24 protein-coding genes are annotated in these 24,516 nt (G+C 70.8%); 11 read left to right on the top strand and 13 right to left on the bottom strand.

What is annotated here, in order from left to right; genetic code table 11:
* Positions 1-79 precede the first annotated feature (79 nt).
* Together ACFYW8_RS02375 and ACFYW8_RS02370 are read right to left on the bottom strand one after the other, a co-directional pair.
* Positions 80-259, bottom strand: a complete 180-nt coding sequence (locus tag ACFYW8_RS02375; RefSeq protein WP_389066325.1) for a GNAT family N-acetyltransferase — start codon at positions 257-259, stop codon at positions 80-82.
* Positions 260-523: 264 nt separating this feature from the next.
* Positions 524-835, bottom strand: coding sequence for a WhiB family transcriptional regulator (locus tag ACFYW8_RS02370; protein WP_355843212.1), 312 nt, complete (start codon positions 833-835; stop codon positions 524-526).
* Between the two features lie 255 nt (positions 836-1,090).
* Here ACFYW8_RS02370 and ACFYW8_RS02365 point away from each other — a divergent pair, with 255 nt between their 5' ends.
* On the top strand, positions 1,091-1,456 hold the full coding sequence (locus ACFYW8_RS02365) for a nuclear transport factor 2 family protein (RefSeq protein WP_365877362.1): 366 nt from the start codon (positions 1,091-1,093) through the stop codon (positions 1,454-1,456).
* 58 nt (positions 1,457-1,514) lie between these two features.
* Here ACFYW8_RS02365 and ACFYW8_RS02360 read toward each other — a convergent pair whose 3' ends face one another.
* A complete protein-coding gene (locus tag ACFYW8_RS02360; protein WP_389066319.1) occupies positions 1,515-2,414 on the bottom strand; it encodes a LysR substrate-binding domain-containing protein in 900 nt (299 codons plus the stop codon).
* A 139-nt stretch (positions 2,415-2,553) separates the two neighbouring features.
* Between ACFYW8_RS02360 and ACFYW8_RS02355 the strand changes: the two genes are divergently transcribed.
* Positions 2,554-3,564, top strand: coding sequence for an aldo/keto reductase (locus tag ACFYW8_RS02355; protein WP_389066315.1), 1,011 nt, complete (start codon positions 2,554-2,556; stop codon positions 3,562-3,564).
* A gap of 53 nt (positions 3,565-3,617) precedes the next feature.
* Entirely contained in the window at positions 3,618-4,049 is a 432-nt protein-coding gene (locus ACFYW8_RS02350) for an SRPBCC family protein (RefSeq protein WP_389066310.1), read from the top strand.
* Between the two features lie 135 nt (positions 4,050-4,184).
* Here ACFYW8_RS02350 and ACFYW8_RS02345 read toward each other — a convergent pair whose 3' ends face one another.
* Entirely contained in the window at positions 4,185-5,195 is a 1,011-nt protein-coding gene (locus ACFYW8_RS02345) for an Lrp/AsnC family transcriptional regulator (protein WP_389066306.1), read from the bottom strand.
* A 171-nt stretch (positions 5,196-5,366) separates the two neighbouring features.
* On the opposite strand from ACFYW8_RS02345, the gene ACFYW8_RS02340 reads away from it, so the two are divergent.
* Positions 5,367-6,803, top strand: coding sequence for an MFS transporter (locus ACFYW8_RS02340; RefSeq protein WP_389066302.1), 1,437 nt, complete (start codon positions 5,367-5,369; stop codon positions 6,801-6,803).
* Positions 6,804-6,983: 180 nt separating this feature from the next.
* Here the strand turns inward: ACFYW8_RS02340 and msrA are convergent, their stop codons facing one another.
* A complete protein-coding gene (gene msrA / locus ACFYW8_RS02335) occupies positions 6,984-7,496 on the bottom strand; it encodes a peptide-methionine (S)-S-oxide reductase MsrA (RefSeq protein ID WP_389066299.1) in 513 nt (170 codons plus the stop codon).
* Positions 7,497-7,813: 317 nt separating this feature from the next.
* Here msrA and ACFYW8_RS02330 point away from each other — a divergent pair, with 317 nt between their 5' ends.
* Both ACFYW8_RS02330 and ACFYW8_RS02325 read left to right on the top strand, forming a co-directional pair.
* The gene (locus ACFYW8_RS02330; protein ID WP_389066295.1) at positions 7,814-8,779 is read left to right on the top strand and encodes an MHYT domain-containing protein; all 966 of its coding nucleotides are present in this window, start codon (positions 7,814-7,816) and stop codon (positions 8,777-8,779) included.
* A 263-nt stretch (positions 8,780-9,042) separates the two neighbouring features.
* Positions 9,043-9,858, top strand: a complete 816-nt coding sequence (locus tag ACFYW8_RS02325) for an alpha/beta fold hydrolase (protein ID WP_389066291.1) — start codon at positions 9,043-9,045, stop codon at positions 9,856-9,858.
* Between the two features lie 250 nt (positions 9,859-10,108).
* Here the strand turns inward: ACFYW8_RS02325 and ACFYW8_RS02320 are convergent, their stop codons facing one another.
* Positions 10,109-10,717: an ATP-binding protein gene (locus ACFYW8_RS02320; RefSeq protein ID WP_365877380.1), complete on the bottom strand. Its 609-nt coding sequence runs from the start codon at positions 10,715-10,717 to the stop codon at positions 10,109-10,111.
* Between the two features lie 242 nt (positions 10,718-10,959).
* Between ACFYW8_RS02320 and ACFYW8_RS02315 the strand changes: the two genes are divergently transcribed.
* Positions 10,960-11,556 (top strand): TetR family transcriptional regulator, encoded by a 597-nt coding sequence (locus ACFYW8_RS02315; RefSeq protein ID WP_389066284.1) that lies wholly within the window; start codon positions 10,960-10,962, stop codon positions 11,554-11,556.
* Between the two features lie 143 nt (positions 11,557-11,699).
* Here the strand turns inward: ACFYW8_RS02315 and ACFYW8_RS02310 are convergent, their stop codons facing one another.
* Positions 11,700-13,358: a sigma-70 family RNA polymerase sigma factor gene (locus ACFYW8_RS02310; RefSeq protein ID WP_389066281.1), complete on the bottom strand. Its 1,659-nt coding sequence runs from the start codon at positions 13,356-13,358 to the stop codon at positions 11,700-11,702.
* A gap of 344 nt (positions 13,359-13,702) precedes the next feature.
* Here ACFYW8_RS02310 and ACFYW8_RS02305 point away from each other — a divergent pair, with 344 nt between their 5' ends.
* Positions 13,703-15,121, top strand: coding sequence for a DEAD/DEAH box helicase (locus tag ACFYW8_RS02305; protein ID WP_389066277.1), 1,419 nt, complete (start codon positions 13,703-13,705; stop codon positions 15,119-15,121).
* Between the two features lie 325 nt (positions 15,122-15,446).
* Here the strand turns inward: ACFYW8_RS02305 and ACFYW8_RS02300 are convergent, their stop codons facing one another.
* Complete coding sequence (locus tag ACFYW8_RS02300) at positions 15,447-15,899, bottom strand: iron chaperone (protein WP_389066273.1); 453 nt, start codon at positions 15,897-15,899, stop codon at positions 15,447-15,449.
* Positions 15,900-16,059: 160 nt separating this feature from the next.
* Between ACFYW8_RS02300 and ACFYW8_RS02295 the strand changes: the two genes are divergently transcribed.
* Complete coding sequence (locus tag ACFYW8_RS02295) at positions 16,060-16,719, top strand: TetR/AcrR family transcriptional regulator (RefSeq protein ID WP_389066268.1); 660 nt, start codon at positions 16,060-16,062, stop codon at positions 16,717-16,719.
* A gap of 110 nt (positions 16,720-16,829) precedes the next feature.
* On the opposite strand, the gene ACFYW8_RS02290 is transcribed toward ACFYW8_RS02295, so the two are convergent.
* Together ACFYW8_RS02290 and ACFYW8_RS02285 are read right to left on the bottom strand one after the other, a co-directional pair.
* Positions 16,830-18,464 (bottom strand): WD40 repeat domain-containing protein, encoded by a 1,635-nt coding sequence (locus ACFYW8_RS02290; RefSeq protein ID WP_389066262.1) that lies wholly within the window; start codon positions 18,462-18,464, stop codon positions 16,830-16,832.
* A gap of 269 nt (positions 18,465-18,733) precedes the next feature.
* Positions 18,734-19,753 carry an aldo/keto reductase gene (locus ACFYW8_RS02285; RefSeq protein ID WP_389066259.1) on the bottom strand — a complete coding sequence of 340 codons (1,020 nt, stop codon included), beginning with the start codon at positions 19,751-19,753 and terminating at the stop codon, positions 18,734-18,736.
* Between the two features lie 184 nt (positions 19,754-19,937).
* Between ACFYW8_RS02285 and ACFYW8_RS02280 the strand changes: the two genes are divergently transcribed.
* Positions 19,938-20,531, top strand: coding sequence for a TetR/AcrR family transcriptional regulator (locus ACFYW8_RS02280; protein ID WP_389066255.1), 594 nt, complete (start codon positions 19,938-19,940; stop codon positions 20,529-20,531).
* A gap of 70 nt (positions 20,532-20,601) precedes the next feature.
* Here ACFYW8_RS02280 and ACFYW8_RS02275 read toward each other — a convergent pair whose 3' ends face one another.
* Entirely contained in the window at positions 20,602-21,363 is a 762-nt protein-coding gene (locus ACFYW8_RS02275; protein WP_389066252.1) for an ABC transporter permease, read from the bottom strand.
* Positions 21,350-22,246: an ABC transporter ATP-binding protein gene (locus tag ACFYW8_RS02270; protein ID WP_389066248.1), complete on the bottom strand. Its 897-nt coding sequence runs from the start codon at positions 22,244-22,246 to the stop codon at positions 21,350-21,352. The genes ACFYW8_RS02275 and ACFYW8_RS02270 overlap by 14 nt, the downstream gene beginning before the upstream one ends.
* Before the next feature lie 61 nt (positions 22,247-22,307).
* Between ACFYW8_RS02270 and ACFYW8_RS02265 the strand changes: the two genes are divergently transcribed.
* Positions 22,308-22,940, top strand: a complete 633-nt coding sequence (locus ACFYW8_RS02265; RefSeq protein WP_389066244.1) for a TetR/AcrR family transcriptional regulator — start codon at positions 22,308-22,310, stop codon at positions 22,938-22,940.
* Positions 22,941-23,027: 87 nt separating this feature from the next.
* Here the strand turns inward: ACFYW8_RS02265 and ACFYW8_RS02260 are convergent, their stop codons facing one another.
* Positions 23,028-24,488 carry a PucR family transcriptional regulator gene (locus ACFYW8_RS02260; protein WP_389066613.1) on the bottom strand — a complete coding sequence of 487 codons (1,461 nt, stop codon included), beginning with the start codon at positions 24,486-24,488 and terminating at the stop codon, positions 23,028-23,030.
* Positions 24,489-24,516: the final 28 nt, after the last annotated feature.

The following is a 24,516-nucleotide window of genomic DNA, read 5'->3' as shown; positions in this document are numbered from 1 at the left end:
CGCCGGCCGGCTGGGTGGTGGTCCCGTCGGGCCGGGAGTGGATACGCGTACCCTGTCCGGTCAGGCGTTCCCTGTCCGGTCAGGCGTCCCAGGCGCGCGGGCGGTTCAGCGCCTCCCATTCGGGGCGCAGCAGTGAGAACACGGCGAGGTCGTGGCGTCGGCCGCGATGGAGACAGGCGGCGCGACTGACGCCCTCGTGCACGAAGCCGGATTTGGCGAGGATCGCGAGGGCGGGGGCGTTCCCGGCGTCTTCGATCATGATCGAATGCTACGGGTACATCCAACCCGGAGCCACCGGATTTCCCTGCTCAGCGGGCCGACAGGGCGCGATCCCCCGGTGCGGTCGCAGGACGGGTTCTCACGTCATCGGGCCCGCTCACTGAACCGGACCCGGCCACGCGAGGGAGTCCACTGTCCGCCGAACCCGCCCGGCCGGGGCGCGGGAAAGCGGGCTCGGGGGCACGAAAAACCCGTCCTGCGACCGCACTTGCCGGAGCCTCGTGCGCGCGGACGTGCGGGAAGGTCAGCTCGCCCGGTGTGCGACAGCCGTGGCGTCGTGTGTGCGCTCGTGTTCCACGCGTGCCGTTTCGAGGAGATGCAGCCAGGAGGTGACCGTCGGACGGCGGCGCAGCAGGGCCCGGCGCTCGCGCTCGGTCATGCCTCCCCATACGCCGTGCTCGATGCGGTGGTCCAGCGCATAGGCGAGGCACTCGGTGAGTACGGGGCAGCCGATGCACAGTATCTTGGCCCGGTTCTGCGCGGCGCCCTCGACGAACAGGTCGTCAGGATCGGCCGTACGGCACAATCCTCGGTCGCTCCAGTCGGTGCTCGTCATCTCGTGATGCCGTCCTCTCCCCTGGCCCCCGCCTGCGAGTTGCCCGCCTGCCCTGGGCAACAGGCATATGACACTACGCCTTTCGAGGACCGTCACTCTATCTGCCGTACAGACCACACCTTCGAGTGAGCGCCGCTTGCCTCCCGCACGCAGCAGCGCTATGGAGGTACCTCAACGGCTTACGGTCCGGTTCAGGGCCCCCGGAGAGCGATGCAGTCGTCCCATCCCCCTTCCCCGTACCGGAGAGCAGGAGCCATGTCCCGGAACAAGCAGACCGTCGAGAGCTATCTGGACGGCTTCCGCAAGAACGATCACGCACAGATCCTCAGCTGCCTGACCGATGACATCGAGTGGACGGTTTTCGGCGGCTTCCATCTGACCGGAAAGGAGGCGTACGACGCCGCCATCGAGGGCCCCGGCTTCGTCCCGCCTCCCCAGCTGGAGGTCGTGCGCATGGTCGAGGAGGACGACGTGGTCATGGCCGAACTCACCGGAACGGTTAGGCGTGACACGGGAGAGATGATGCGCATGTCGATGGCCGAGGTGTTCCGCATGCGCGACGGGAAGATCCGCGAACGCCGTGCCTGGGTGATCGAGCTCAAGCAGAACGACTACCTCTGAGGTCGTCGGTGGCGGCCTGCCGAACCTTCTGTTTCTGTACGCCGGCCGCCGTCTCCCCTTACGTCGCGGCCCGGTCCGCGAGCACCGTTTCACGGAACGCGGCCACCACGGGCCGCAGGTCGACTCGATGCCAGGCCGCCCACAGCTGAACGGACCCTTCGTACCAGGGCAGTTCACGTACCGCGACGCCTTCGGACGTGCCGCGCACCATGCTCTTCTGAATGAGCGCGAGGCCAAGACCGGAGGCGACCAGGCCCAGCGCGGTGAGGGGGTCGGCCGCGTCGAGGCGGATGTCCGGCGTGAAGCCGGATGCGACACACGACGCGACGAACGTGTCACGCCATGCCGGATCCTGGGCGTCGCCCACCGCGATCCAGGGCTGCCCGTCCAGGACGTCGGGCGTCAACTCCGCTGCCACGGCGAGGGGATGCTTCTCGGGCAGCGCGAGCAGCAGCGGGTCCCGCAGCAGCGCCGCCGCGTCCAGGTCCGGGTCGTTCTCGGGCGGCGGCGTGCGCACCAACGCGATGTCCAGGCTGCGCTGGCGCAGGCCCTCGAACTGCTCGGCCGACTCCTGGTCGTACAGCGCCACGTGGATTCCTGGGCGCTGATCGCGCAGGGTGCGCAGGGCCGAGGGGAGGACACCCGTGTGCATGGCATCGGCCACGTACCCGATGCACAGACCGCCCTCCTCGCCTCGGCCGAGCCGCCGGCCGAGGTTCTCCAGCCGGTCGGCGTGGCGCAGCAGGGCCTGCGCCTCGGTCAGGAATACCCTGCCGTCGGAAGTCAGCCGGATGCGTTGCTGACTGCGTTCGAAGAGGGTGAGCCCGAGGTTCTTCTCGAGCTGGGCGATCTGCCGGCTGAGGGGTGACTGGGAGATGTGCAGCCGCTCGGCGGCGCGTCCGACGTGCTCGGCCTCGGCGACGGCGACGAAATAGCGAAGTTGACGCAGGTCAAGCATGTAGGACCTCGGAGGACTCAACTATGTCCGAGCAAGTCTTGGACAGTCTCATGTAGGGATCCTAGCCTCGGACAGGCAAGCCCGACGGATCGCGCATTCGGTGATGTATCCGTCCGAACCACCTTCCTGAGGATCTTCCATGAGTATCAAGTCCCTCCTGCCCGGCACGCTCGGCTTCGGCACGGCACCGCTGGGCAACATGTTCCGCGCCATCCCCGACGAGGAGGCGGCGGCCACCGTCGAGGCCGCCTGGAACCAGGGCATCCGCTACTTCGACACCGCGCCCTTCTACGGCGCCGGCCTGTCCGAGATCCGGCTCGGCGACGTACTGGCACGCCACCCGCGCGAGGAGTTCGTGCTCAGCACGAAGGTCGGTCGCGTCGTCCTCGACGAGATCGAGGACCCGACCGCCCGGGACCTCGGCGAGAAGGGTGGCCTGTTCGAACACGGCCGCCCGAACAGGATGGTCAACGACTACACCGCCGATGCCACCCTGCGCTCCATCGAGGACAGCCTCGAGCGCCTGCGGACGGACCGCCTCGACATCGTGTGGGTGCACGATGTCGCGCAGGACTTCTACGGCGACGAGTGGCTGGCCTCCTTCGAGAGCGCGCGCACCGGCGCCTTCCGAGTGCTGCAGAGGCTGCGCGAGGAAGGGGTGATCAAGGCCTGGGGCCTCGGCGTCAACCGCGTGGAGCCCCTGGAGCTCACCCTGGACCTGGACGAGCCGAAGCCCGACGCGTTCCTCCTCGCGGGCCGCTACACGCTTCTCGACCACGACCGGGCCCTGCAGCGGTTGCTGCCGGCCGCCGCCGCCCAGGACGTCGACATCGTGGTCGGCGGCCCGTACAGCTCGGGCATCCTCGCCGGAGGTACCCACTTCGAGTACCAGAAGGCGCCCGCGCACATCGTCGACAGGGTGGAGCGGATCAAGGCCGTCGCCCAGCGGCACGGAGTCGGTATCAAGTCCGCCGCGCTGCAGTTCTCCCTCGCCCATCCGGCGACGGCTGCCGCGATCCCCGGCGCCACCAGGCCCAGTCGCATCGCCGAGGACGTCACCGCACTCGGCGAGCGGATCCCGGCGGCGTTCTGGACCGACCTGCGGGACGAGCGGCTGATAGCGCGCGACGCCCCCGTCCCCGCCGCCTGACCCCCGTCCCCGCCGCCCGGCCCTCGTCACCCCGCACACTCCCAGGAGATCCCGTGGCCACGACCACCGCATCCATCGACATCGCCGTTTCACCCGACCGCGTCTGGCAGCTCATCGGCGGCTTCGACTCGCTGCCCGACTGGCTCCCCTACATTCCCACCAGCGAACTGAGCGACGGCGGACGCCTGCGCCGTCTCGTGAACGAGGAGGGCGAGGTGATCGTCGAGCGGCTCGAAGGGTTCGACAACGAGGCCCGTACGTACAGCTACTCGATCCTGCGGGCCCCGTTTCCCGTCACCGGCTACCGCTCCACTCTCAGCGTGCACGAGACGACCCGCCAGGACACGGCCCGTGTGGAATGGTCCGGCACCTTCACGCCCGACGGCATCAGCGACGACGATGCCATCACCTTGTTCCACGGCATCTACACGCAGGGCCTGACGGCGCTGCTCGACACCCTCACCCCGTCGCCCGCCTCGATCTAGATCTAGGGTCCGGGTCCAGTTCCGGTTCCGGTTCCGGGTCGGGTCCGGTTTCGGATCCAGGCCGGGTCCGGGTCGGGGCCGGACCCGGGCAGGCGTCTACGTGCATCGGTCCGCCCATCGTTCCGGCGGACGGGGTCAGCCCGCGCGCAGCGTCGCCGCCGCCTTGTAGGTGCGCAGTACCGGCGCCGTCTCGATCCGCGTGACGGCGTCCCATGCCACCCGCCGCGTCAGATAGTGGTGCAGGGCCTCAGCGTCGCGGCACAGCGCGTGGGCGACGAGGTTCGTCGGGCCGGTCGTAGCCGCGACCACCGCGAGTTCGTCATGTCGGGCCAGCGCTGTCGCCACCGTGTCCAGGTGTGCGGGAGCCACCTGCATCCACAGCAGCGCGGACACCGTCACGCCCAGCAGCGTCGGATCGATGTCGACGTCGAAGAACAGCGCGCCGAGTGCCCGCAGTTCGGCCAGCCGACGGGCGGCGGTGGACGCGGTGGTACCGGTGGCGGTGGCCAGTTCCGCGTAACTGAGGCGCGCGTCCTCACGCAGTGCGGACAACAGCAGACGGTCCGCGTCCGTCAGGAGGTGCGCGGGGCTGTCGGAGACTGCGGGGCCGGAGGCGCCTTCGCCGTTCGGCGTCTGCGCCGTGCCGGTCGCGGAGCGCAGCCGCGCCTCCTGGTGCGCGTCCAGGGCGTCGACCCGGCCGCGCCACGCTGTCGGCCCGCCCAGGTAGGTGTGCAGCAGGTAGTGCGCGGACACGGCGGTGATCCCGGCGGTCCGGGGGATGTCACGCAGCAGCAACGTGTGCGCGTCCGGACCCGCGGGCGCGGTGTGGATGATCGCGACGATCTCCGTGCCTCCGGAGGTCAGTCGTACCCAGGACGTGTCGGGGCGTCGGGCGAGCGCCACCGCGATGTCGTGCGCGCTGCGCGTCGCGGCGGTCAGCCGTACGAACCACTGGTGCGTGCCGGAACTGCGCGGCGTGGGCAGGGCGACCACGCGCAGCCCGGCCCGCGCGTACAGCCGACGGTAACGGCGGACCACCGTCTGCGTCGAGGAGCCGAGGACATCGGCGACAAGGGTGAACGGCGCCCGTGCGTCAACGTGCAGGGCGTGGATCAAACCCCGGTCCAGCTCATCCAGTACGAACACATCCATCAAATTAGCCCACCACGATGGAAGTAATCGCCGAAGACGACTGTGGAAATGGAACTGCGCGAGGTCCGGACGGCACGGTGGCATCGGCCGCCCACCTTGCGGCGACCGCCTCGCCCGCGGCCCGGCCACCACCGACACACCCGCGCAGTCTCCGGGGGGAGACCCATGTCCCGCACCAGGAACCACACCGCCGGCCCCGGCCGGTCCGCCGCCCTCGCCGCGCCCGACTCCGGCCGTCACGAGCTCGCCCTCGCCGCGGTACTGACCGCTGAGGCGATGAACCTCCTCGACGCCACGATCGTCCAGGTCGCCGGCCCCGTCATCCATGCCGACCTCGGCGGAGCACGGGGCACGATCCCGTGGTTCAGCGCCGCCTACACCCTCGCGTTCGCCCTCGGCCTGCTGACCGGCGCCCGGCTCGGCGACATCGTCGGCCGCAGGCGGGTCTTCCGCATCGGGGTCACGATGTTCGCCGCCACGTCCCTGGCCTGCGCGCTCGCGCCGGGGGCGGCGACACTGATCGCCCTGCGTGCCGTACAGGGTGCGGCGGCGGCCGCGATCATCCCGCAGACATTCGGGCTGATCCGCGCCATGTACAAGGGCGACGAACTCACCCGGGCTCTCGGCATGATCGGTCCGGTCATGGGCCTGTCCGCGGTCCTCGGCCCGGTTCTCGGTGGCGTCCTGACCCATGCCGACCTGTTCGGCTCCTCGTGGCGCGCGGTCTTCCTCGTCAATCTCCCGCCGGCCGCCGCGGTCCTGGCCGCGTCCCGATACCTGACCGAGGACCGCGCGCCGACACGGCCCCGCCTCGACCCGGCCGGGACCGTCCTCGCCATGCTCGGTACCGCTCTGGTCGTATGCCCGCTCGCCTCAGGCAGCAGCCCCGGGCCCACGAGGTGGGCCGTCGCCGCCGCGGGAGCCGTGGTTCTGGGCGTGTTCGTCGTCCAGCAGCGCCGCGCCGGCCGTCGCGGGCGCGTCCCACTGATCGAGCCGGCCCTGCTGCGCGGCCGGGAGTTTCCCGCCGCGCTGGCCACGTCGACCCTGTTCTTCGCCGTGATGAACGGCGTCATGATCACCGTCGTCCTGCATCTCGAACTCGGCCTCCACGACGGCCCGCTCACCGCGGGACTCACCCTGCTGCCGTGGTCCGCCGGTCTCGCGATCGGCTCCTGGGCGGCCGGCGCGCGTCTGGTCACGCGATACGGGACGAGCGTCATGCACACCGGTATCGCCGTCCTCGCGATCGGCCTGGCGGCCACCGTCCTCGCGTACCGCGGTGCGGACCCCGGCCACTATCCGGCCGCGCTGCCCGTCGCGCTCGCCGTCGCCGGACTGGGCACCGGCCTGTTCACCCCGCCGTTCTTCGGTACGGCGCTCGACGGGGTCGGCCCGCAGGAGACCGGCTCGGCAGCAGGTCTGCTCAACGCCGTACAGCAACTCGGCGGCACGCTCGGTGTCGCGGTCATCGGCGGCATCTATCTGGGTGCCGCGGGCGACGCGCGCGGCGCGGCCCAGCACGCGCTGGGGGCCACCGCTGTGATCCTGGCCGCAACGGCGGTGGCCGCCCGGATCATGACCGCACGCCCCACCGCCCGCTGACCGCCGTCGGCCGCTGACCGCCGTCGGCCGCGGACGGCGGGACAGCCGGGAGCAGGGAACCATCGAGGACAGCAGGGAACCGTCTAGGACAGCGGGGAACCGTCGAGGACGGCCGGGCCACCACAGCGTGGGAACGGCCCGGCCGACATCGGCGGCGCGGCCCGCAGGGGCAGGCCCGGCTCAGGCCTGCGCGCGCCTCGGCAGGCGCCAGTTCGGACGTACGAAGTGGCAGGTGTAGCCGTCGGGGTAGCGCTGCAGGTAGTCCTGGTGTTCCGGCTCCGCCTCCCAGAAGGGACCGGCCGGCGCCACCTCGGTCACGACCTTCCCCGGCCACAGCCCGGAGGCGTCGACATCCGCGATCGTCTCCTCGGCGACACGCTTCTGCTCGTCGTCGACATAGAAGATGGCGGACCGGTAGCTGAGACCGATGTCGTTGCCCTGCCGGTTCTTCGTCGACGGGTCATGGATCTGGAAGAAGTACTCCAGGATCGTCCGGTAGTCGGTCTTCGTGGGATCGAACGTGATCTCGATCGCCTCGGCATGCGTCCCATGGTTGCGGTACGTCGCATTGGCCACGTCGCCACCGCTGTATCCCACCCGCGTGTCCAGCACGCCCGGGAACGTCCTGATCAGATCCTGCACGCCCCAGAAGCAGCCGCCCGCCAGCAGCGCCTTCTCCTCGTTCCGGCTCATCGCACGCACCCTTCTTCCTCGTCTTCGTCGGACTCGCACAGGCGCCGCCGCACGCTCCCGGCGGTCCGTCTCCCCCACCGTCGCAGCCACGTGGCACCGAACTGCACAAGGCCCGACGGGCCCGTCGAAATTCCCGGTCCGGCCCCTGGGATGCGAGAGAGCTCGAACCCCGTCCCGGCCGGCCGGGACGGACACCCCGCACGTCACCGATAACAATCTTGCAAGTTTCAATCAACATCGGCTTGAGAATTTGCTATCGCTACCGAGAAAAGGGCTCAATGTCCTTGCTATGTCAGCAGAAAAGCGTTAGGGAGCGGATGAACGGCACGATCGACGGCTTCAGCTACGGGCTGGTCACACCGGTGGCCGCCTACGTCATGGCCTGTGTGGGCTCGGCGTTGGGGCTGCGCTGTGTGGTGCGGACGGTGCACCACGAGCCCGGCTGGAGGCTGGGCTGGCTGGCGCTGGGAGCCAGCGCTCTCGGCTGCGGCATCTGGACGATGCACTTCATCGCCATGACCGGCTTTTCCGTGGCGGAGACGCCCATAACCTACGACGTCCCCTTGACCGTGCTCAGTCTGGTCGTTGCGATCGTGGTGGTCTCAGCGGGCGTGTTCATCGTCGGGCACCGCGGTGCCACGCGGACCGCCCTCACCGTGGGCGGCAGCATCACCGGCCTCGGCGTCGCGATGATGCACTACCTCGGCATGTTCGCGATGCAACTCAACGGAGACCTCGGCTACAACGCGTTCACCGTGACGCTGTCCGTGGTCATCGCCCTCGTCGCGGCGACCGCCGCGCTGTGGGCCGCCGTCTCCGTGCAGGGCTTCCTCCGCACCCTCGGCGCCAGCCTCGTCATGGGCCTGGCCGTCACCGGCATGCATTACACGGGCATGGCCGCCGTGAGCGTCCATCTCCACAACAACATGCAACAGGCCGTCGGCGGGCGTGAGGGCACCTCGCTCCTGCTGCCCATGCTCCTGGGCCCGATCATCTTCCTGATCCTCGCCGCGGCCATCGTCATGTTCGACCCGGTCCTGATCCTCGGGGACGGCGACTGGAGCAAGTCGCCCCAGGGACAGTCCAGGGTGGTGGCGCGCGGGAACCGGATACCGGTGCGCGTGCCGGGCGTCGAGAATCCTCCGGCGCCGGTGGCACCCGGTGGCCGGTCGGCCGACAGTTGGTCGTCAGCACCCCAGCAGCCGGCCGACGATGTACGCGCCGCCAACTACAGCGGCGCGGGAGCCGGTGACTCCTACGGGCCCCGCTACGAGGCGGAGTAGTCCCGCCAGTCGTGAATCGATGGCCCGGCCGGCGCGTTCGACCTCGCGCTCCCGCCGGGCCATCGCCACATCTGGGGACGGTTTCGGATCGGCGCCCGGCCTGGCGTGCCTGACGTGCCCGTCCGCCTGACGCGCCCGTCCGCCTGACGTGCCTGTCCGCCTGACGTGCCTGACAGACAGTACGGCGGAACCGGATCCCTGTAGTGGCGCACCCGTGACGCAGTCCGGCCCCTCGGGATGATCTTGAGGCTAGGGTGCCGGGCATGACTTCCATAGCCTTGCGTGGCACGACGCTCCATTACGACGACACCGGCCCGTCGGCCGGACTGCCCGTCCTTCTGATCCACGGGCATCCCTTCAACCGGACCCTGTGGGCCCCTCAGGTCGAGGCGCTCGCCGCCGCCGGACACCGTGTCATCACCCCGGACCTCCGCGGCTACGGTGAAAGCGGGGTGGAGGCCGGCACCGTGTATCTCGCCGACTTCGCCGACGACCTCGTCGGGCTCCTCGATCACCTGGGAATCGAGCAGGCGGTGGTGGGCGGCGTCTCGATGGGCGGCCAGATCGCGATGGAACTTCAGCGCGGCCATGCCCACCGGGTGAGTGCCCTCGTCCTCTCGGACACCTCCGCGCCGGCCGAGACGGAGGAGGGCAAGGCCTTCCGCAACCGACTGGCCGACCGTCTCCTGACGGAGGGCATGGGCGGCTACGCCGACGAGGTCATCGGCAAGATGCTCGCCGACTACAACGTCACCGCGATGCCGGAGGTCGCAGAGCACGTCCTCCGCATGATGCGCGCCACTGACCCCCGCGGTGCCGCGGCGGCCCTGCGCGGCCGGGCCGAACGTCCCGACTATCGGGACACCCTCGGCGCCGTACGGTCTCCCGTGCTGATCGTCGTCGGTGCCGACGACGTGTACACGCCGGTCTCCGACGCCGAGACGATCCGTGAACTAGTCCCGCACGCGGTCCTGACCGTCGTCGACGGAGCCGGTCACCTCCCCGGTGCGGAACAGCCGGCCCGTTTCAATGCCGCACTGCTCGACTTCCTCGCCGAACGGGTGGCCCCACGTACCTGAGCACTCCGACCGGTCGTCGCCGGGCTCGCCGGAGCGGGGCCACAGAAATGGTCGTCGACTTCGGCGCCCCTCGACGTCGTACGGGGATACCTGTCGTCGCGTCCTGTCGTCGCGTCGTCGTCTCGACTTGGGCGGCAGAGCGTCCCGGATGGTGGTCCGCGCCGCGCGGCGGGGGGATCCTCGGGCGACGGAGCCGGAGCGGATGACAGCAGGAGGGGCGCGGCAGGTACCACGAAGGAGGCGGCAGGTCTTACGACGGAGTCCGTGTCGGCATTTCGAACCACATGGTCTTGCCGGTGGGCGTACACGTGCTGCCCCAGCTTTCGGCGAGCAGGTCGAGCAGTTCGGTACCGCGTCCGCCCTCCGCGTCGGCGTCGGCCTCGCGACGCACGGGGCAGGCCGGCTCCGTGTCCTCGACCTCGCACAGCAAGCGGTCGCCACGCACGCACAGGTTGAGCCGCAGCGGGCCGCGCGTATGGCACAGGGCGTTCGTGACCAGCTCGCTGACCAGGAGCTCGGCGGTGTCGGCCAGGTCTTCCAGGCTCCACTCGTCCAGTTGCGCCGTCACCAGGCGGCGGGCCCGGCGGGCCGACGTCAGCTCCCGCGACAGGGGCCAGGAGGCGTCCCAGGGGGTGACACGGGCGCGAGGCGCGTCGAACGGCCGGATGGGTTGCAGCGCCCGCGACCAGAGTGCCCGGTTGCGGGCGAGCCACGAGGTGGGTGCGGCCTCGGCGGACCCGTCCTCCTCCTGAGCTCGTTTCGCGGCGTCCTCGCGCCCCGATCCCTCAGGCCGACGGCAGAGCCGGGCAAAGCGCCCCCGGCGAGATATCGCCGGGAGGTCGATGGCCCCCGGGGCCATGGGAATCAGTCCCTTCTGCACTGCTGGCGACCGGACGGCCGGAGCGGCGCGGACCCGTCGACGACCGGTCCGAACGTCTGCCAGGTCACGCGTTGGCGTAACGCCCGTCACGATAACAAATATACATGTAGCACTTGTTACGGTAAATATCGTTTCCAAGGGTACCTATCAAGACATATGAGACGTGTTCGGTGTCACGTCACCACCCCGTAGCCACACCGCAGCCACCCTGGGGAGCCCTCATGCCACGGCCGCCCGACCAGGCCAGACGACGCGACCTGATCGACCGGGTCCGCGCGTACCTGATTCGCAACGGCCTGGCCGATCTGTCCCTGCGCCCTCTCGCCCGAGCGCTGGGCACCAGCGACCGCATGCTCCTGTACTACTTCGGGACCAAGGAAGGCATGGTCGCCGAGGCGCTGGCCCTGGACGAGCGGCGACCACTCATGCGAGCCCGGGGCGTCCTCGAAGCGGCGGAGTCCCCCCGGGACCCGGCGGGCGTCCGCCGCTTCATGGAGGGGGTCTGGCAGCAGTTCAGCGCCTCCGACCTGCGACCCGCGCTCCCCCTCTATCTCGAGATCATGACCGCCAGCCTGCTCCACTCCGATCGGTACGGGCCCGTCATGCGCGATGTGCTGACCGAGTGGACCGGCCTTCTCACCTCAGCCTTCCGCAGCCTCGGAATGACCGAGGCCCGAGCCCGCACCGAGGCGACACTCCTGGTCGACGCGACCTTCGGTCTGCTCGTCGCTTCCCTTGCCGAGGGCGACCGGGACCGGGCCGACGCGGCCTTCCGCGCTCTCCTCGACCGCCTCGAACCCGGCTGGCACGTCATCTGATGCGTGTCCGCACCCGAGGCACGTCCGGCCGTGAGGCATGTCCGGACCTGAGGCATACCTGGACCTGAGGGCATACCTGGACCTGAGACTTTTCGGCAGCACTGTGACCAGCGGCTTTCCCGCTCGGGATGAACCACCCGGAATCACAGCTTCGCCCCGAAATCCTGTGTCCACCACGGGCCGCCCGACCCCTTGTGCACACCCACCCCTATGTTCTTGAACGAACAGTTGAGTATGTTCGCGCGGTGCCCCGGGCTGTTCATCCAGGAGTCCATCACCGCCTGTGGGGTCTGCTGGCCCATGGCGATGTTCTCGCCGTACGTCGACCAGCGGTAGCCCGCGGCCGTGATGCGCTCACCCGGGCCGGCGCCGTCGGGGTTGGTGTGGTCGAAGAAGGCGCGGGCGGCCATGTCGTCGGAGTGGCCCCGGGCCGCGTCCTCCAGCTGGGCGTCCTCGGTGAGAGGCCCGCAGCCGGCGGCCGCCCGCTCCTTGTTCACCAGCGTCACCACCTGCGCCACGGTGGCCGTGGGGGCCGACTGCGCCTGGGGCGCGCCGGACACCCGTCGGGTCGGCGGCGCCGAGGATGCGGCGGCCGACGCGCTCGCCTCGGCAGGGCGGGGGGCCTTGGTGGCTCTCGCCTTGGCCGTCCGCGTCGCGGACGCCGACGAGGACGGAGACGCGGATGCCGATGCCGTGACCGGCCTTGACGTGCCGGTGGCGCCGGGTGCCGAGAGGTCCATGACCGGGTCGCCCGCGGTGCGCGAGGGGGCTGCCCCGTCGGTTCGCGTTCCGGGCCCCGTACCGAGGTACCAGAGGCCGCCGCCCGCGACGCTGACCGCCATGAGCACGCCTCCCAGGGCGCGACGCCGGAAGCGTCGGCGCCGACGGGCCTCGCCGCGCGAGGCCGCTCTGCCGCGGGGAGCACGATGCCCGGCCGCCGCCGGGGCGTCTTCGGCATGGCCCGCGACGACCGCGGTCCGTGCTGCCGAGCCCGCGGCGGCCATCCCGCCGGGGGCGGTCCGCAGTGCCGCGACCAGTCCCGGTGACACGGCGATCAGCGACAGGCCGGCCAGCAGCCCCTCCGCGGGCACCAGTCCACTCCACAGGCCCGAGCAGCGGACACAGTCGCGGGCGTGCCGGGCTATTCGCTTGCGCCACAGCGCCGAGGGCCGGCCGTCCCAGGAGGCGAGGACACCACGCAGTTCCGTGCACGGCGGGCGCGCGTCGAGGGCACGTACCACCACGCGGGCCGTCTCCAACTGCGCCTTCATCCGCTGCACTTGGACCGCGGTGTGCTGAGGCGACAGTTCCAGGGCCTCGGCGACCTCGGTCCGGGTCAGTTCGCCGGCGCATTCCAGCCACCACAGAGAGAGCACGCCACGATCGTCGGGTTCGAGCCAGCGGGTCGCCAGCGCGGTCTCCCGACGCTGGCCGGAAAGCTGGAGCCGCGCCATGGTCAGGTCCACGAAGTCGGCGCCGGGGTCCGCGAGTTCCTCCGCCTCCTCCACGGCGCCCGGAGCGAACCGCCGGTCCCGCCAGTGCGCCCGGACCTGGTTCATCGCGATCGCCACGAGCCAGGAGCGGAAGCTCGCCGGCGTGCGCAGGCCGTCCAGGCCGTCCAAGGCGCGGAGCATGGTGTTCTGCACGACGTCGTCGACATCGACGGAGCCGTTCAGAGCACGCCCGACTATGTTGTAGACCAAGGGGAGAAACGCGCTGACCAGGGCCTCCTGAGCCGCCGAGTCGCCCGCTCGGGCGGCAGTCACCAGTGCCGCCGGCTCCACCGCGTGCTGTCTCCTCATGAAAACTTCCCTGTCCTCGACTCCGAACGATGCTGCCGTTGCCTGGGAGACCGCCCGCGGAACCTCGGATAACAGTTCTTCGGAGACTCGTTGCGGAGAGACTGGCCACACCTGCCCGCCGATCGCAAGGAAGCAGGTCACATAGGGGTCCGTCTCCGGACCCGCCCGTGCCGGCCCTCGGACCTCCCCGTCCCGGCCACCGGCCCCGCGGGCGCCGGCCACCGGACCGACGGGCGCCCGCGTGCCCGCTGGTAAAATGGGGGCACGCTTCGAAGTCGCCGGGGCCCGTGCCAAGAGGTACGGGCCCCGGGGCGTTCCGGGCGTCAGACTGAGGAAGGTTCCCCATGAACGCGAAGCCGCCGGCCCCTGGACTCTCCGATGCTGGCGAGCACCAGCCGACGTCAGCGGCGGAGGGCGACGTGTCGGCACCACCGGCCCCTGCCACGGGTCTGCCTCCGGCCGTGTCGTTCGACGGGCTCGGCCTGCCGCCGGTACTGGTGAACAAGATGACCGGCCTCGGGGTGACGGAGCCGTTCCCCATCCAGGCCGCGACGCTGCCCAACGCGCTGGCCGGGCACGACGTCCTCGGCCGGGCACGGACCGGTTCCGGCAAGACACTGGCCTTCGGACTGGCCCTGCTCGCCCGGACGGCAGGCCGCCGAGCTGAGTCCAAGCGACCGCTGGCGCTGGTCCTGGTACCGACCCGGGAGCTCGCGCAGCAGGTGAGCGACGCGCTGGAACCGTACGCGCAGACCTTGAACGTGCGACTGGCGACGGTGGTGGGGGGCCTGTCGATCAACCGGCAGCAGGCTCTGCTGCGGACCGGCGTCGAGGTGCTCATCGCGACGCCGGGGCGGCTGACCGACCTGGTGTCACGCCGGGACTGCGTTCTGAACCACGTGCGGATCACGGTGCTGGACGAGGCGGACCAGATGTGCGACCTGGGCTTCCTGCCGCAGGTCTCGGAACTCCTCGGCCAGATCCCGGCCGACGGCCAGCGGCTGCTCTTCTCGGCCACGCTCGATCACAACGTCGACCAGCTCGTGCAGTCGTACCTTCACGACCCGGTTCTCGCCTCGGTCGACCGGGTGGCCGGTTCGGTGACGACGATGGAACACCACGTGCTGAACATTCACGGCGCCGACAAGTACGCGACGGCGACCGAGATCGCCGCCCGGGACGGCCGGGTGCTGATGTTCCTGGACACCAAGGCCGGTGTGGACCAGTTCACCCGTCATCTGCGGGCCAGCGGCATTCGTGCCTCCGCCCTGCACAGCGGGAAGTCTCAGCCGCAGCGGATGCACACGCTCGCCCAGTTCAAGAACGACGAGATCAACGTGCTGGTGGCCACCAACGTCGCCGCCCGGGGCATTCACATCGACTCGCTCGACCTCGTCGTCAACGTCGATCCTCCCGCCGACGCCAAGGACTATCTGCACCGGGGCGGGCGTACGGCGCGCGCCGGGGAGTCCGGGAGCGTGGTCACCCTGGTCACCCCCAATCAGCGGCGCGATGTGAACCGGCTGATGTCCGAGGCCGGCATCCGGCCGACCGTCACCCAGGTGCGCTCGGGCGAGGCGGCGCTGAGCGCCATCACCGGGGCCAAGCGCCCGCCGACCGAGCCGAAGACCAGCACCGGCAACGCGCCCTTCCGCGGTATCGGCACCCGTCCGGGACGCGCCGCCAAGGAGTCGCGCAAGACCGCGGACGCCCGCAAGGCCGCCGAGGCCCGTGCGGCGGCCCGGGTACGCAAGAGCCGCTGACGTCGGACGGAACCGTCCTCGGCCCATGTCGGGTTCCGCGGCGCTCGCGTGCGGCATCCCCGAGGCGGCCGCCCAGGTGTGACGAAGCGCGAAGTCGTACGCAAGGACCCGGGGCATGGCACCCCGGGCCCTTCGTTCGGTCGCTCCGGTCATCGGCGCGGTGCGCGTCACCCCTCCCGATCCTGGTCGACGAAGTCGGCCAGGCCCGGCCAACGAAGGCAGGGTCTGGCGGTCCCCCGGGGAGAGCCTGTCCGGGGGACCGCCAGGGACCGGAGCGCGCCCTGCCCTATGACGCCATGACGCGATCCGGTGTGCGGCGTCCGGCTCAGCTCACCGCCTGCTTCACGAGCGCGCCGATGCGCGCCTCCACCTCGGCCGTCAGCTCGGTCAGGGCGAACGCGGTGGCCCACATCGCGCCCTCGTCCAGCTTCGCCGCATCACTGAACCCCAGCGTCGCGTACCGCGCCTTGAACTTCTCCGCGCTCTGGAAGAAGCAGACGACCTTCCCGTCCAGCGCGTAGGCGGGCATGCCGTACCAGAGTTTCGGCGCGAGGATCGGAGCACCGGCCGTGACGACGGCATGGACGCGCTCGGCCATGATCCGGTCGGAGTCCCGCATCTCGGCGATCTTCGCGAGTACGTCCCGCTCCGCCTCGGCCGCCTTCTCCGCGCGCGAGCCGCGGCGGGCCTCCTTCTTCAGCTCCTGGGCATGGTCCTTCATCGCGGCCCGCTCCTCGGCCGTGAATCCCTCGTGCTTGCCGGTTTCCGTACCGCTCATGACAGAGCTCTCCCTTGAGGATCCGATGCGCGGAATCTTGGGCCCGCGGATGGCGACGCGCCACATTTCCATCATCGGCACGGGTCGTGCCGATGAGGAAGAATATTCCGCCCGACCCCGGCGTTGTCAACGGCACGACACGTGCCGATAAACTGGCCTCATGACCGAACCGCCCGCCACGCCACGGCGCCGAGGCGCCCCGCGCACCGACGAGCTGCTGCAGGCGACCCTCGACCTGGCCGCGGAGGTCGGGTACGCGGGCCTGAGCATCGAGGCCGTCGGCCGCCGGGCCGGGGTCGGAAAGCACACGATCTACCGGCGCTGGCCCTCGAAGGCGGCGCTGCTGCTCGACGCGCTCAGTCGCGTGTGGACCAGCGACCTGGACTACCGCGACACGGGCCACATCCGCGAGGATCTGCGCGAGCAGTTCCTCCGTTCGGGTCTCGCCCTGTCCAGCCCGCCGATCGGCCCCGTCTACCGCGCGGTCATCGCCGAGGCTCAGGGGGATGCCGGGCTGCGTGCGACGCTGCACGAACGCTTCCTCGCCACTGTCGAGCAGAGCACCCTCGACCGGATCACCCGCGCCCAGCGCACCGGCGAACTGGCCGCGGAGGTGAACCTGGAATTCGCCGCCGAGGTGCTGTGCGGCGCCCTGTACTACCGCAGCCTGCTGTCGACCCGCCCCATCGACGAGGACGTGATCGACGGCCTCCTGGACATGTTCATGGCCGCCTACGGAACCACCGGCCAGACCCGGCCGGACCTGTCCTCCGAGTCCGCGACGGCGCGGGCCGGGGCACCGCCAGGGACCCCGACCTGATCCTGGCGCACCTCGACGAACAGGACCTGTCCGGTCCGACTGTGGGGACGGGCTCCCCAGTCGGACCGCGACAGACCCACAGCCCCCCAGACGCACACCCGCGCGCGAAGTCAGGCGACGACGGTGGCCGCGTCCCACACGATGAGGGTGCCTTCACGGTCCATCGTCAGCAGGTACCTCCGGTCGGGCGACATGTGGCACTCGAGAACGTTGTCCGTGTGGACTTCGAGCGTGCGCAGCAGGTCGCCCGTGCGGATGGACCGGATCTGCACCCGTCCGAAGTCGGGCACGGCCAGCCAGTCATCGGTGGTGACGAAGTCGGTGCCTCTCTGCGGCAGCGTGAATCGCTCGTCCCCGCTGGGGAGTTCCAGGACCCTGATGCCGTACACGTCACCGATCGCGATCCAGGAGCCGTCCGCGGCCATGCCGAGCCGGTTGACCGCGTGCCGGTGGTCTGGCAGCTCCGCGATCCGGCGGCCGGTACGCGGGTCCCAGAGCCCGAGTTGACCGCGCGCGTTCCCCATGGCGAGGACCGACCCGTCGGCGGCGAGGGCCAGATGCCCCACCTGCCGTGCCAGAGGCTTCGTCGGCAGGCGTTCGCCGGTGAACGGGTTGACGAGATCGCCGGTGGCCGCGTCGTAGGCGAGCCACATGTCGTCGGGTCCGTACACGGAACCCGTCACATGGCCGGCTTCGAACGGGATCCGCTCCTCGCCGTCGACCGGGTCCCACGCCCGCGCGCCCTCACCGGCGGACCGGGTCATGACGAAGCTGCAGTCCGGAGCCACGGCGCAGTGGTAACCCACCTCCGGCTGTGCCGGGATCACCCGGCGAACGGCCCGGGTCGCCACGTCGTAGATCCTGATGTGCTTGTCCCGACCGACCGCCACCAGCCAGGTGTTGTCCGGCGACATGGCGAAGTCCTGCGTGAACCGCGGTAGTTGCAGCACCGCGTGCAGCCCTTGCGGTTGCCGGACGGCGGCGGCCTGTCCGGCGTGGCCCAGGGCGCGCAGCAGATCCTGGGCCAACTCCCCCGGATCGTGGGGTGCGTCGGGATCCAGGCCGCCGATGACCTCGTCGATCGTCGAAGCGGTGACCCTCGCCGACGGGGAGTCGACCAGCGTCAGGTCGGCCAGCAGTCCCCGCACCTCGAAGCGCTGGATCCTGGCGATCTGCCAACGCGGATCCCCGAGCAGCGCCGCGGCCTTCCCGGGATCGCAGTGCCACATGTGCCACACCAGGTTCCGCCACCAGTACCCGGCCAGAAGGGGCAGATCCAGCCAGGTGCCGCCGGGTTGCGCCAGTACCCGGGCATTGCCGAGGAGGCGCTCGTGCCACTCGGCCTCCTCGTCCGCCGGCCAGCGTGACCTCAGACGGTCGTGCAGTCCTTCGGGGACGGTGACCCGCATCCTGCCGTCGTCGGCCGGGGCGATGGTGACGAGTCGCGCGTCACGGAGACGTTCGAGGAGGTTCAGCGTGAAGGCGTAGGGTCCCCCGTCCATCCCGGCCCAGGCCTCCTTGACCTCCGTCACGCCCAGTTCGACGCCGGGGCGAAGTGCCGACAGGCGCCGGGCATCGAGGGACTCACGCAGGTCGAGCACGGCCGTCAGGGCGGTACCGATCCGGTCGTCGCCCCAGTCCTTGTGGCCGGTCGCCCGTTCCCACTCCCCGGCGTCGCGCACCCTGCGCCTGGCCTCGTACCTCCGTGAGCGCCACCCGTCCCACATCGCCCCTGGTGTTCTCATCGCCGTTGCCCCCGCCCACAGATGGAACGTCGGTGAAACCGTTCGAACGCCTGCGCGTAGGCATTCCCTTGAGGCCCCGGCACGAACCCGCCGTACCGACTCTCCGGTCCGCACGGGCACCTGGACCGCCCGAAGTGGACCAACGGCGGGGTACCGGGCGGAGGCACACCTCCGCCGATGGAGAACGAGCAGTCCCTCGCGAGGCATCCGCGCGATGCCCGCCGTCTCGCGAGCTGCGGGCGAATACGAGGAGGGCTGTCTCCGGAGGCTCAGCGGCGTCGCAGTGACGGGTCGAGGAGCGCGGGCGGAGTGTCGAACTTCTCGTGGGCGGCGAGGTCCGTGCCGGGGGCGACGATCGCGTCGATCGCGTCGAGGACGTCGGCGGGGAGCACGGTGTCGGCCGCGGCGAGCTGCGCGTACAGGTGTTCCGGCGTGCGGGGGCCGATGAGCGCGCTCGTGACGGCGGGATGCGCCGTCACGAATCCGAGCGCGAGCTGGATCATGGTCAGGCCGGCCCCGTCGGCGAGGTCGGCCAGTTTCTCGACGGCGTCGAGCCTGGCCCGGTTGGCGGGGATGGTGATGTCGAAGCGTTGTGGCATCAGCCTGGAGCGGCTGGTGGTGATCTCCCGGCCCGCACGGACCGCGCCCGACAGCCAGCCGGAGGCCAACGGGCTCCACACCAGGACACCGAGCCCGTACTCCTCGCTCACGGGCAGGACATGGGCCTCGATCCCCCGTTGCAGGATCGAGTAGCTGGGCTGTTCGGTGACGTAGGGCCTCAAGTGATGCTCGCGGGCGGCCCATTGGGCCTGCACCATGCGGTACGCGGGGAAGGTCGAGGAGCCGAAGTAGCGGATCTTTCCCGCGCGTTGCAGGTCGGTCAGGGCCGACAGCGTCTCCTCGTCACCCGTGCCCGGGTCCCAGCGGTGGATCTGGTAGAGATCGACGTGGTCGACACCGAGCCGGCGCAGACTGTTGTCCAGCTCGGTGACCAGCCAGCGGCGCGAAGCGCCCCGGTGGTTGCGCTCGTCACCCATCGGCATGCCCGCCTTCGTGGCGAGCACGATGTCGTCGCGGCGGCCGGCGATGGCTTTGCCGACCATCTCCTCCGACTCGCCTTCGCCGTACATGTCGGCGGTGTCGATGAGGTTGATCCCGCCGTCGAGAGCGGCGTCGACGATGGCGGTGGCCTCGTCCTGGGTGGTGCGCCCGATCCTGCCGAAGTTCATCGCGCCGAGCGCGAGGGTGCTGACCTGCACACCGGTGCGGCCCAAGGTGCGGTACTGCATGATCGTGTCTCCTCCGTCGAGGGTGAGGCGAGATGGCAGCGCGGATTGGTTGTCGGGTCCCTGATCTGCCATCATGAACAAACGGAACGCCGTCCCGTTTCACGATACGGAACACCGTCCCGCTTAGCAAGGCGATACGGAACGGTGTTCCGTTTGATGGCTCGGCCATGGAGGAAAGGATGCGATGAGCGACAGCGACGAGAGGGCCGCGCGGCAGACGGCCCGGCCCAGGCGGGCCGACGCCCGGCGCAACCAGGAGACGCTCCTCGACGCGGCCGCCGCGGTCTTCGCCACGTCCGGCGTGGAGGCACCCGTACGCGACATCGCGGCCCGGGCCGGCGTCGGGACGGCCACGATCTACCGGCACTTCCCGACGCGGGCGGATCTCATCGTCGCCGTCTACCGGCACCAGGTCGAAGCGTGCGCCGAGGCGGGGCCGGTCCTGCTGAGGGACTGCGCCTCCCCTCATTCCGCGCTGGCCCAGTGGATCGACCTCTTCGTCGACTTCCTCGTCACCAAGCACGGACTCGCCGCCGTTCTGCAGCCCGACAACACGGCCTTCGACGCCCTGCACACCTACTTCATCGACCGCCTCGTCCCCGTCTGCGCCCAACTCCTCGACGCCGCGGCCGACTCCGGCGAGATCCGCCCCGGCGTGACGGCCTACGAACTCATGCGCGGCGTCGGCAACCTCTGCATCGGCGCCCACAACGACCCCCGCTACGACGCGCGACGGCTGGTCGGGCTCCTCATCGCGGGCCTGCGCCGACCCGACTGACCGCCCCGCCCGATCCGGTCGACGACCTTGAACTCCAGGACCGGACAAGGGAGTTCAAGGAGTCAATCACCTAGAGCGCCACCAGCCGACCGCCGCGGCCCCGCAGTCGGACCGAGGCCACGGCGCCGCTGACCAGTGCCACGCCGAGAAGCACTCCGCAGGCCACCGCGACGGTGCACGCGTCACCGGCGAGAGCGCCGTACAGGCCGCGGACCGCCCAGTAACCGGGCGAGGCCGGGGCCACGTCCGAGACCCACACCGGCAGAGCGGCCAGCGGGACGAGTGCGCCGCCGACACTGCTCAGCAGCATGCCGCCGATGTCGTAGGCGGCCGAGAGGGCACCCATGCTGCGGACGAGCACGCCGAGCAGCGTGCCGAGTCCGAGCAGCGCGAAGCTCCAGCTGAGCAGAACACCCAACAGCAGGAACGGGTGCGGAACGGGCAGACCGAAGACGTACACACCGAAGCCCAGGACGAGGAACTGCTGGGCGAGCAGGGCCGCGAAGACGGGGACGGCCTTGCCCGCGAGCAGTTCCGCGGGATGCAGGGCGGTTCCGCGCAGGCGGTCCCACGTGCGGCCGAGCCGTTCGGTCAGGATCGCGCTGCCGCAGATGCCGAGGGCGAGCAGCGAGAAGGTGACCAGGGTGCCGACGACCGCTTGTTCCGTTCCGGCCGTACGGCCTTGGCCGGCCAGGTAGAGCGGGCGCAGCAGCGTGATGAAGACGAGCGGCAGGATCATCCGGCTCAGTACCGGTCCGGGTTCTCCCGCCATGAGCAGGACGTTGTGGCGGACCAGCACGCCCAGGCGGGCGGCGGACTCAGGCGGCGTCACGGTGCTCCGCCCCCCGCTCGGTCGTCGACTTGCTCCCGGCCGCCACGATCTCCATCGACCGGTACAGGTCGTCCAGTCCGGGGCGGCGTACGTCGACGGACACGGGTGTACGACCGGACGCGAGCAGGGCCGCCAGATCGGCACCGGGGTCCGTGGTCGGCCGGCGCAGCTCGGGTTCGGCCGGGTCTGCGAACGTCACCCTGAGTTCGCCGGGCAGGTGGCGGGTGAGCTCTTCCTGGGTGCCGCGCGCGATGATCCGCCCGGCCCGCGCGAGAGCCAGCGTGGCGTCGAGATCGACCAGTTCCGGCAGGTAGTGGGTCGTGTAGACGACGGCGGCGCCCGCCTGGGCGCGAGCCCTGACGGCGCTCAGCAGAGCCGAGCGGGTCTCCGGATCAGCTCCGGCGGTCGGCTCGTCCAGGAGCAGGAGCGGCGGTGAGCCGACCATCGCGGTGGCCGCCTGGACCCGGCGCCGCTGGCCACCGGACAGAGCGCCGACGGTCCGGTCCGTCACGGCCGTCAGGCGGAGCTCCTCCAGGACCCGGGCGATCTCCGCGTCCCGATGACGTCCGCGCAGCCCCGCGAGCCCGGCGAACAGCCGCACGTTCTCCCGCACGGTGGCGGTGCCGTACAGAGCGAGTTCCTGTGGAGCCACGCCGAGGAGCCGCCGTGCGGCCCGGCCGGCACGCAGTGCGTCGAGCGTCGCGATGGTGATCCGGCCCGCATCAGGACGTACGAGACCGGCGGCGATCTCGACGAATGTCGTCTTGCCTGCACCGTTGTGACCGATCAGGCCCACGATCTCACCCGCCGGGACCGTCAGGTCGAAGCCGTCGAGCGTGCGACACGGGCCGTAGCGCTTCACCAGTCCCTCTGCGATCAACATCCGTCCTCCATGACGTGTACGGCGTACACGTATACGCCGTAGACGTCTACACTGTAGACCCATGAGTGGCAGGCGGGAAGAGATCCTGGACGCGGCACTGGCCATCGCCGACGAGCACGGCGTCGACGCGGTCTCGATGCGCACGGTGGCCGATCGCGTCGGCGTGACACCGATGGCGCTGTACCGGCACGTCAAGGACAAGGCGGCGTTGCTGGACGGCATGGTCGGACGTCTGCTCGCCGCGCTGCTGCCACCGGATCCGCCCGAGCAGCAGACCTGGCACGCACGGCTCGATGCCCTCGCGCACGCCTGCCGGAAGGTGACCCAGCATCACCCCTGGGCCGCACATCTCCTCTTTTCGCGGCCCGCCGTCACCCCGGACGCCGTGCGCGCGGTGGACATCATCTACAGCGCCCTCATCGAGGCCGGGGTTCCCGCGCCCGAGGTTCCCCGGCTGGAACGCCTGATCAGCACCTTCGTCATCGGATTCGCCGCCTCCGAGGCCGCGGGCCGCTTCACCCCCGGCGACCTCGACCCGCGCAGCCGTCGCGGCCACCTCCCGGACAGCGAACTCCCCGGCCACCGCGCACTCGGGCCGTGGCTGGGCCTGCCCGTCGACCTCACCGCCGAGTTCGAGGCCGATCTCGCCGACATCCGGCGGCTGGTCGAGGCCGCCGCGCGGCGACGCGAGTGAGTGACGCGTCCGGTGCGCGGCGACGCCGGGTGCCGCGGGCGGGTGCTCGAACGGGACGGGCCCGCTCAGGGGCGCTCAGGCATCCGATCAGTCGGTGAGGCCCAGCGCTCCCGCTGCCTGGATCGCCAGCCAGACCTCGGCCAGGGCCCCGGTCGACGTCAGATCACGGTCGGCGAGAGCGCCGAAGCGTCGCAGCCGGTAGGCGAGGGTGTTGGGGTGGATGTGGAGCGCCGCGGCGGCCGTCTCGGTGCGGCGGTCGCGCTCCATCCAGGTGCGGGCGGAGACCAGGAGCCGCGAGTCATGGGTCTCGTCGTAGCGAAGGACGTCGCCGAGCACATGCTCGACCAGGGCGGCCAGGACGGCGGGGTCGTCGGGCAGCCAGCGGCCCGCCCCGTCGTCGCCGTAGTGCACGACGGGCCGGCCCGACTCGACGGCTTTGGACACCGCCCAGAGCGCCTCGCGCTGCGCGACCTTCAGCGCGGCGCCCGGCAGGAAGGGACGGCTGGCCCCGGCCGCCGCGGCCGGGAGTTCACCGACGGCCGCCGCCAGTTCCGGTGCCCCGAGGACGTAGTGGTCCTCGCCCCGGGTGAGCAGCAGATGAGGCCGGTCTCCCAGGCAGCGCAGCAGTGCCTCGTCGGTGGTGCGGCGCACGATGAGGAGAACGGTGTCGCCCTCGATCGCGTGCCGGGCGAGCCGGCGGCGCGCCGCCTCCGGGTCGAGCACCTCCTGCAGCAGTTCGGCGAACGTCTCCGCTCCCTCGCGGCGCAGCGTCTCGCGCTGGTTGCGGACCATCGCGAGCCGCAGCGCCGCGACGGTGGCGATGTGCTGGACGACGGCGAGTCCCGCGGGCCGGGCGCCCGCGCGCTCGTACGCGACGAGGAAGCCCGCGGGGCCGCCGGGCGCGGGAACGGGAAGCACGAATCCGCCGGGGATCGTCGGCGGGGCGTCGACGGACGCGGGCAGGACGGCGGCATCCGGCACGGGGACTCCGGGCAGGAGCGGGCGGCCCTGGGGTGTGCAGAGGAACACGTCGTAGCCCGACAGCCCTTCGAGGCGGCGCAGGAGTGTCGGTGTGTCGAGGTTCTCGGTGACCAGCCAGCGCAGCGCGCCGAACACCTGGAGCTGCGCGCCCAGCCGGTGCCGCGCTTCCTCCTGGGCCGAGGCCGCGACCTCCTGGGCGACCGCGATGAAGGGGACCGCGAGCGGCACCTCGACGACCGGGAAGCCCCGCTCGTCCGCAGCCTCGAAGAACGCGTCGTGCAGCGGCGGCATGTGCAGCTGCGCGGAGAGCGCGAGACCGGACGCCCCGGCGTCGTCCAGCCGCTCCAGGTACGCGCGCTGCTCGGCGGCGGTACGCGGGATCGCCAGGCCCGCCGTCATGATCAGCTCGGCTCCCAGGAGCCATGGCGTCGGGTCGACGAGCTCGCTGGCGTGCGCCCAGGACACGGACCGGTCCAGACCGCCGCCCCCGGCCTTCAGGGAGAGCTGGAGCGCCGGGGAGGAGAGCAGGTCCCCGATGGTGAGTTTGTCGCTGGCCACAAAAGACATCGTACTCATCTGTGATCGACACCATTGT

Origin of the sequence: Streptomyces sp. NPDC002742 (assembly GCF_042888885.1) — a bacterium.
In the GTDB taxonomy this organism is placed as follows: domain Bacteria; phylum Actinomycetota; class Actinomycetes; order Streptomycetales; family Streptomycetaceae; genus Streptomyces.
Note: the sequence above shows the minus strand (reverse complement) of the source record. Positions and strands in the feature narration are given on the sequence as shown.

Excerpts from the sequence above, each read along its gene's own strand:
- ACFYW8_RS02290 (WP_389066262.1), bottom strand. The coding sequence starts at position 18,464 with ATGAGAACACCAGGGGCGATGTGGGACGGGTGGCGCTCACGGAGGTAC.
- ACFYW8_RS02280 (WP_389066255.1), top strand. The coding sequence starts at position 19,938 with ATGAGCGACAGCGACGAGAGGGCCGCGCGGCAGACGGCCCGGCCCAGG.
- ACFYW8_RS02360 (WP_389066319.1), bottom strand. The coding sequence starts at position 2,414 with ATGCTTGACCTGCGTCAACTTCGCTATTTCGTCGCCGTCGCCGAGGCC.
- ACFYW8_RS02285 (WP_389066259.1), bottom strand. The coding sequence starts at position 19,753 with ATGCAGTACCGCACCTTGGGCCGCACCGGTGTGCAGGTCAGCACCCTC.
- ACFYW8_RS02300 (WP_389066273.1), bottom strand. The coding sequence starts at position 15,899 with ATGAGCGGTACGGAAACCGGCAAGCACGAGGGATTCACGGCCGAGGAG.
- ACFYW8_RS02325 (WP_389066291.1), top strand. The coding sequence starts at position 9,043 with ATGACTTCCATAGCCTTGCGTGGCACGACGCTCCATTACGACGACACC.
- ACFYW8_RS02315 (WP_389066284.1), top strand. The coding sequence starts at position 10,960 with ATGCCACGGCCGCCCGACCAGGCCAGACGACGCGACCTGATCGACCGG.
- ACFYW8_RS02260 (WP_389066613.1), bottom strand. The coding sequence starts at position 24,488 with ATGTCTTTTGTGGCCAGCGACAAACTCACCATCGGGGACCTGCTCTCC.
- ACFYW8_RS02355 (WP_389066315.1), top strand. The coding sequence starts at position 2,554 with ATGAGTATCAAGTCCCTCCTGCCCGGCACGCTCGGCTTCGGCACGGCA.
- ACFYW8_RS02265 (WP_389066244.1), top strand. The coding sequence starts at position 22,308 with ATGAGTGGCAGGCGGGAAGAGATCCTGGACGCGGCACTGGCCATCGCC.
- ACFYW8_RS02295 (WP_389066268.1), top strand. The coding sequence starts at position 16,060 with ATGACCGAACCGCCCGCCACGCCACGGCGCCGAGGCGCCCCGCGCACC.
- ACFYW8_RS02370 (WP_355843212.1), bottom strand. The coding sequence starts at position 835 with ATGACGAGCACCGACTGGAGCGACCGAGGATTGTGCCGTACGGCCGAT.
- ACFYW8_RS02330 (WP_389066295.1), top strand. The coding sequence starts at position 7,814 with ATGAACGGCACGATCGACGGCTTCAGCTACGGGCTGGTCACACCGGTG.
- ACFYW8_RS02270 (WP_389066248.1), bottom strand. The coding sequence starts at position 22,246 with ATGTTGATCGCAGAGGGACTGGTGAAGCGCTACGGCCCGTGTCGCACG.
- ACFYW8_RS02340 (WP_389066302.1), top strand. The coding sequence starts at position 5,367 with ATGTCCCGCACCAGGAACCACACCGCCGGCCCCGGCCGGTCCGCCGCC.
- ACFYW8_RS02320 (WP_365877380.1), bottom strand. The coding sequence starts at position 10,717 with ATGGCCCCGGGGGCCATCGACCTCCCGGCGATATCTCGCCGGGGGCGC.
- ACFYW8_RS02375 (WP_389066325.1), bottom strand. The coding sequence starts at position 259 with ATGATCGAAGACGCCGGGAACGCCCCCGCCCTCGCGATCCTCGCCAAA.
- msrA (WP_389066299.1), bottom strand. The coding sequence starts at position 7,496 with ATGAGCCGGAACGAGGAGAAGGCGCTGCTGGCGGGCGGCTGCTTCTGG.
- ACFYW8_RS02365 (WP_365877362.1), top strand. The coding sequence starts at position 1,091 with ATGTCCCGGAACAAGCAGACCGTCGAGAGCTATCTGGACGGCTTCCGC.
- ACFYW8_RS02305 (WP_389066277.1), top strand. The coding sequence starts at position 13,703 with ATGAACGCGAAGCCGCCGGCCCCTGGACTCTCCGATGCTGGCGAGCAC.
- ACFYW8_RS02310 (WP_389066281.1), bottom strand. The coding sequence starts at position 13,358 with ATGAGGAGACAGCACGCGGTGGAGCCGGCGGCACTGGTGACTGCCGCC.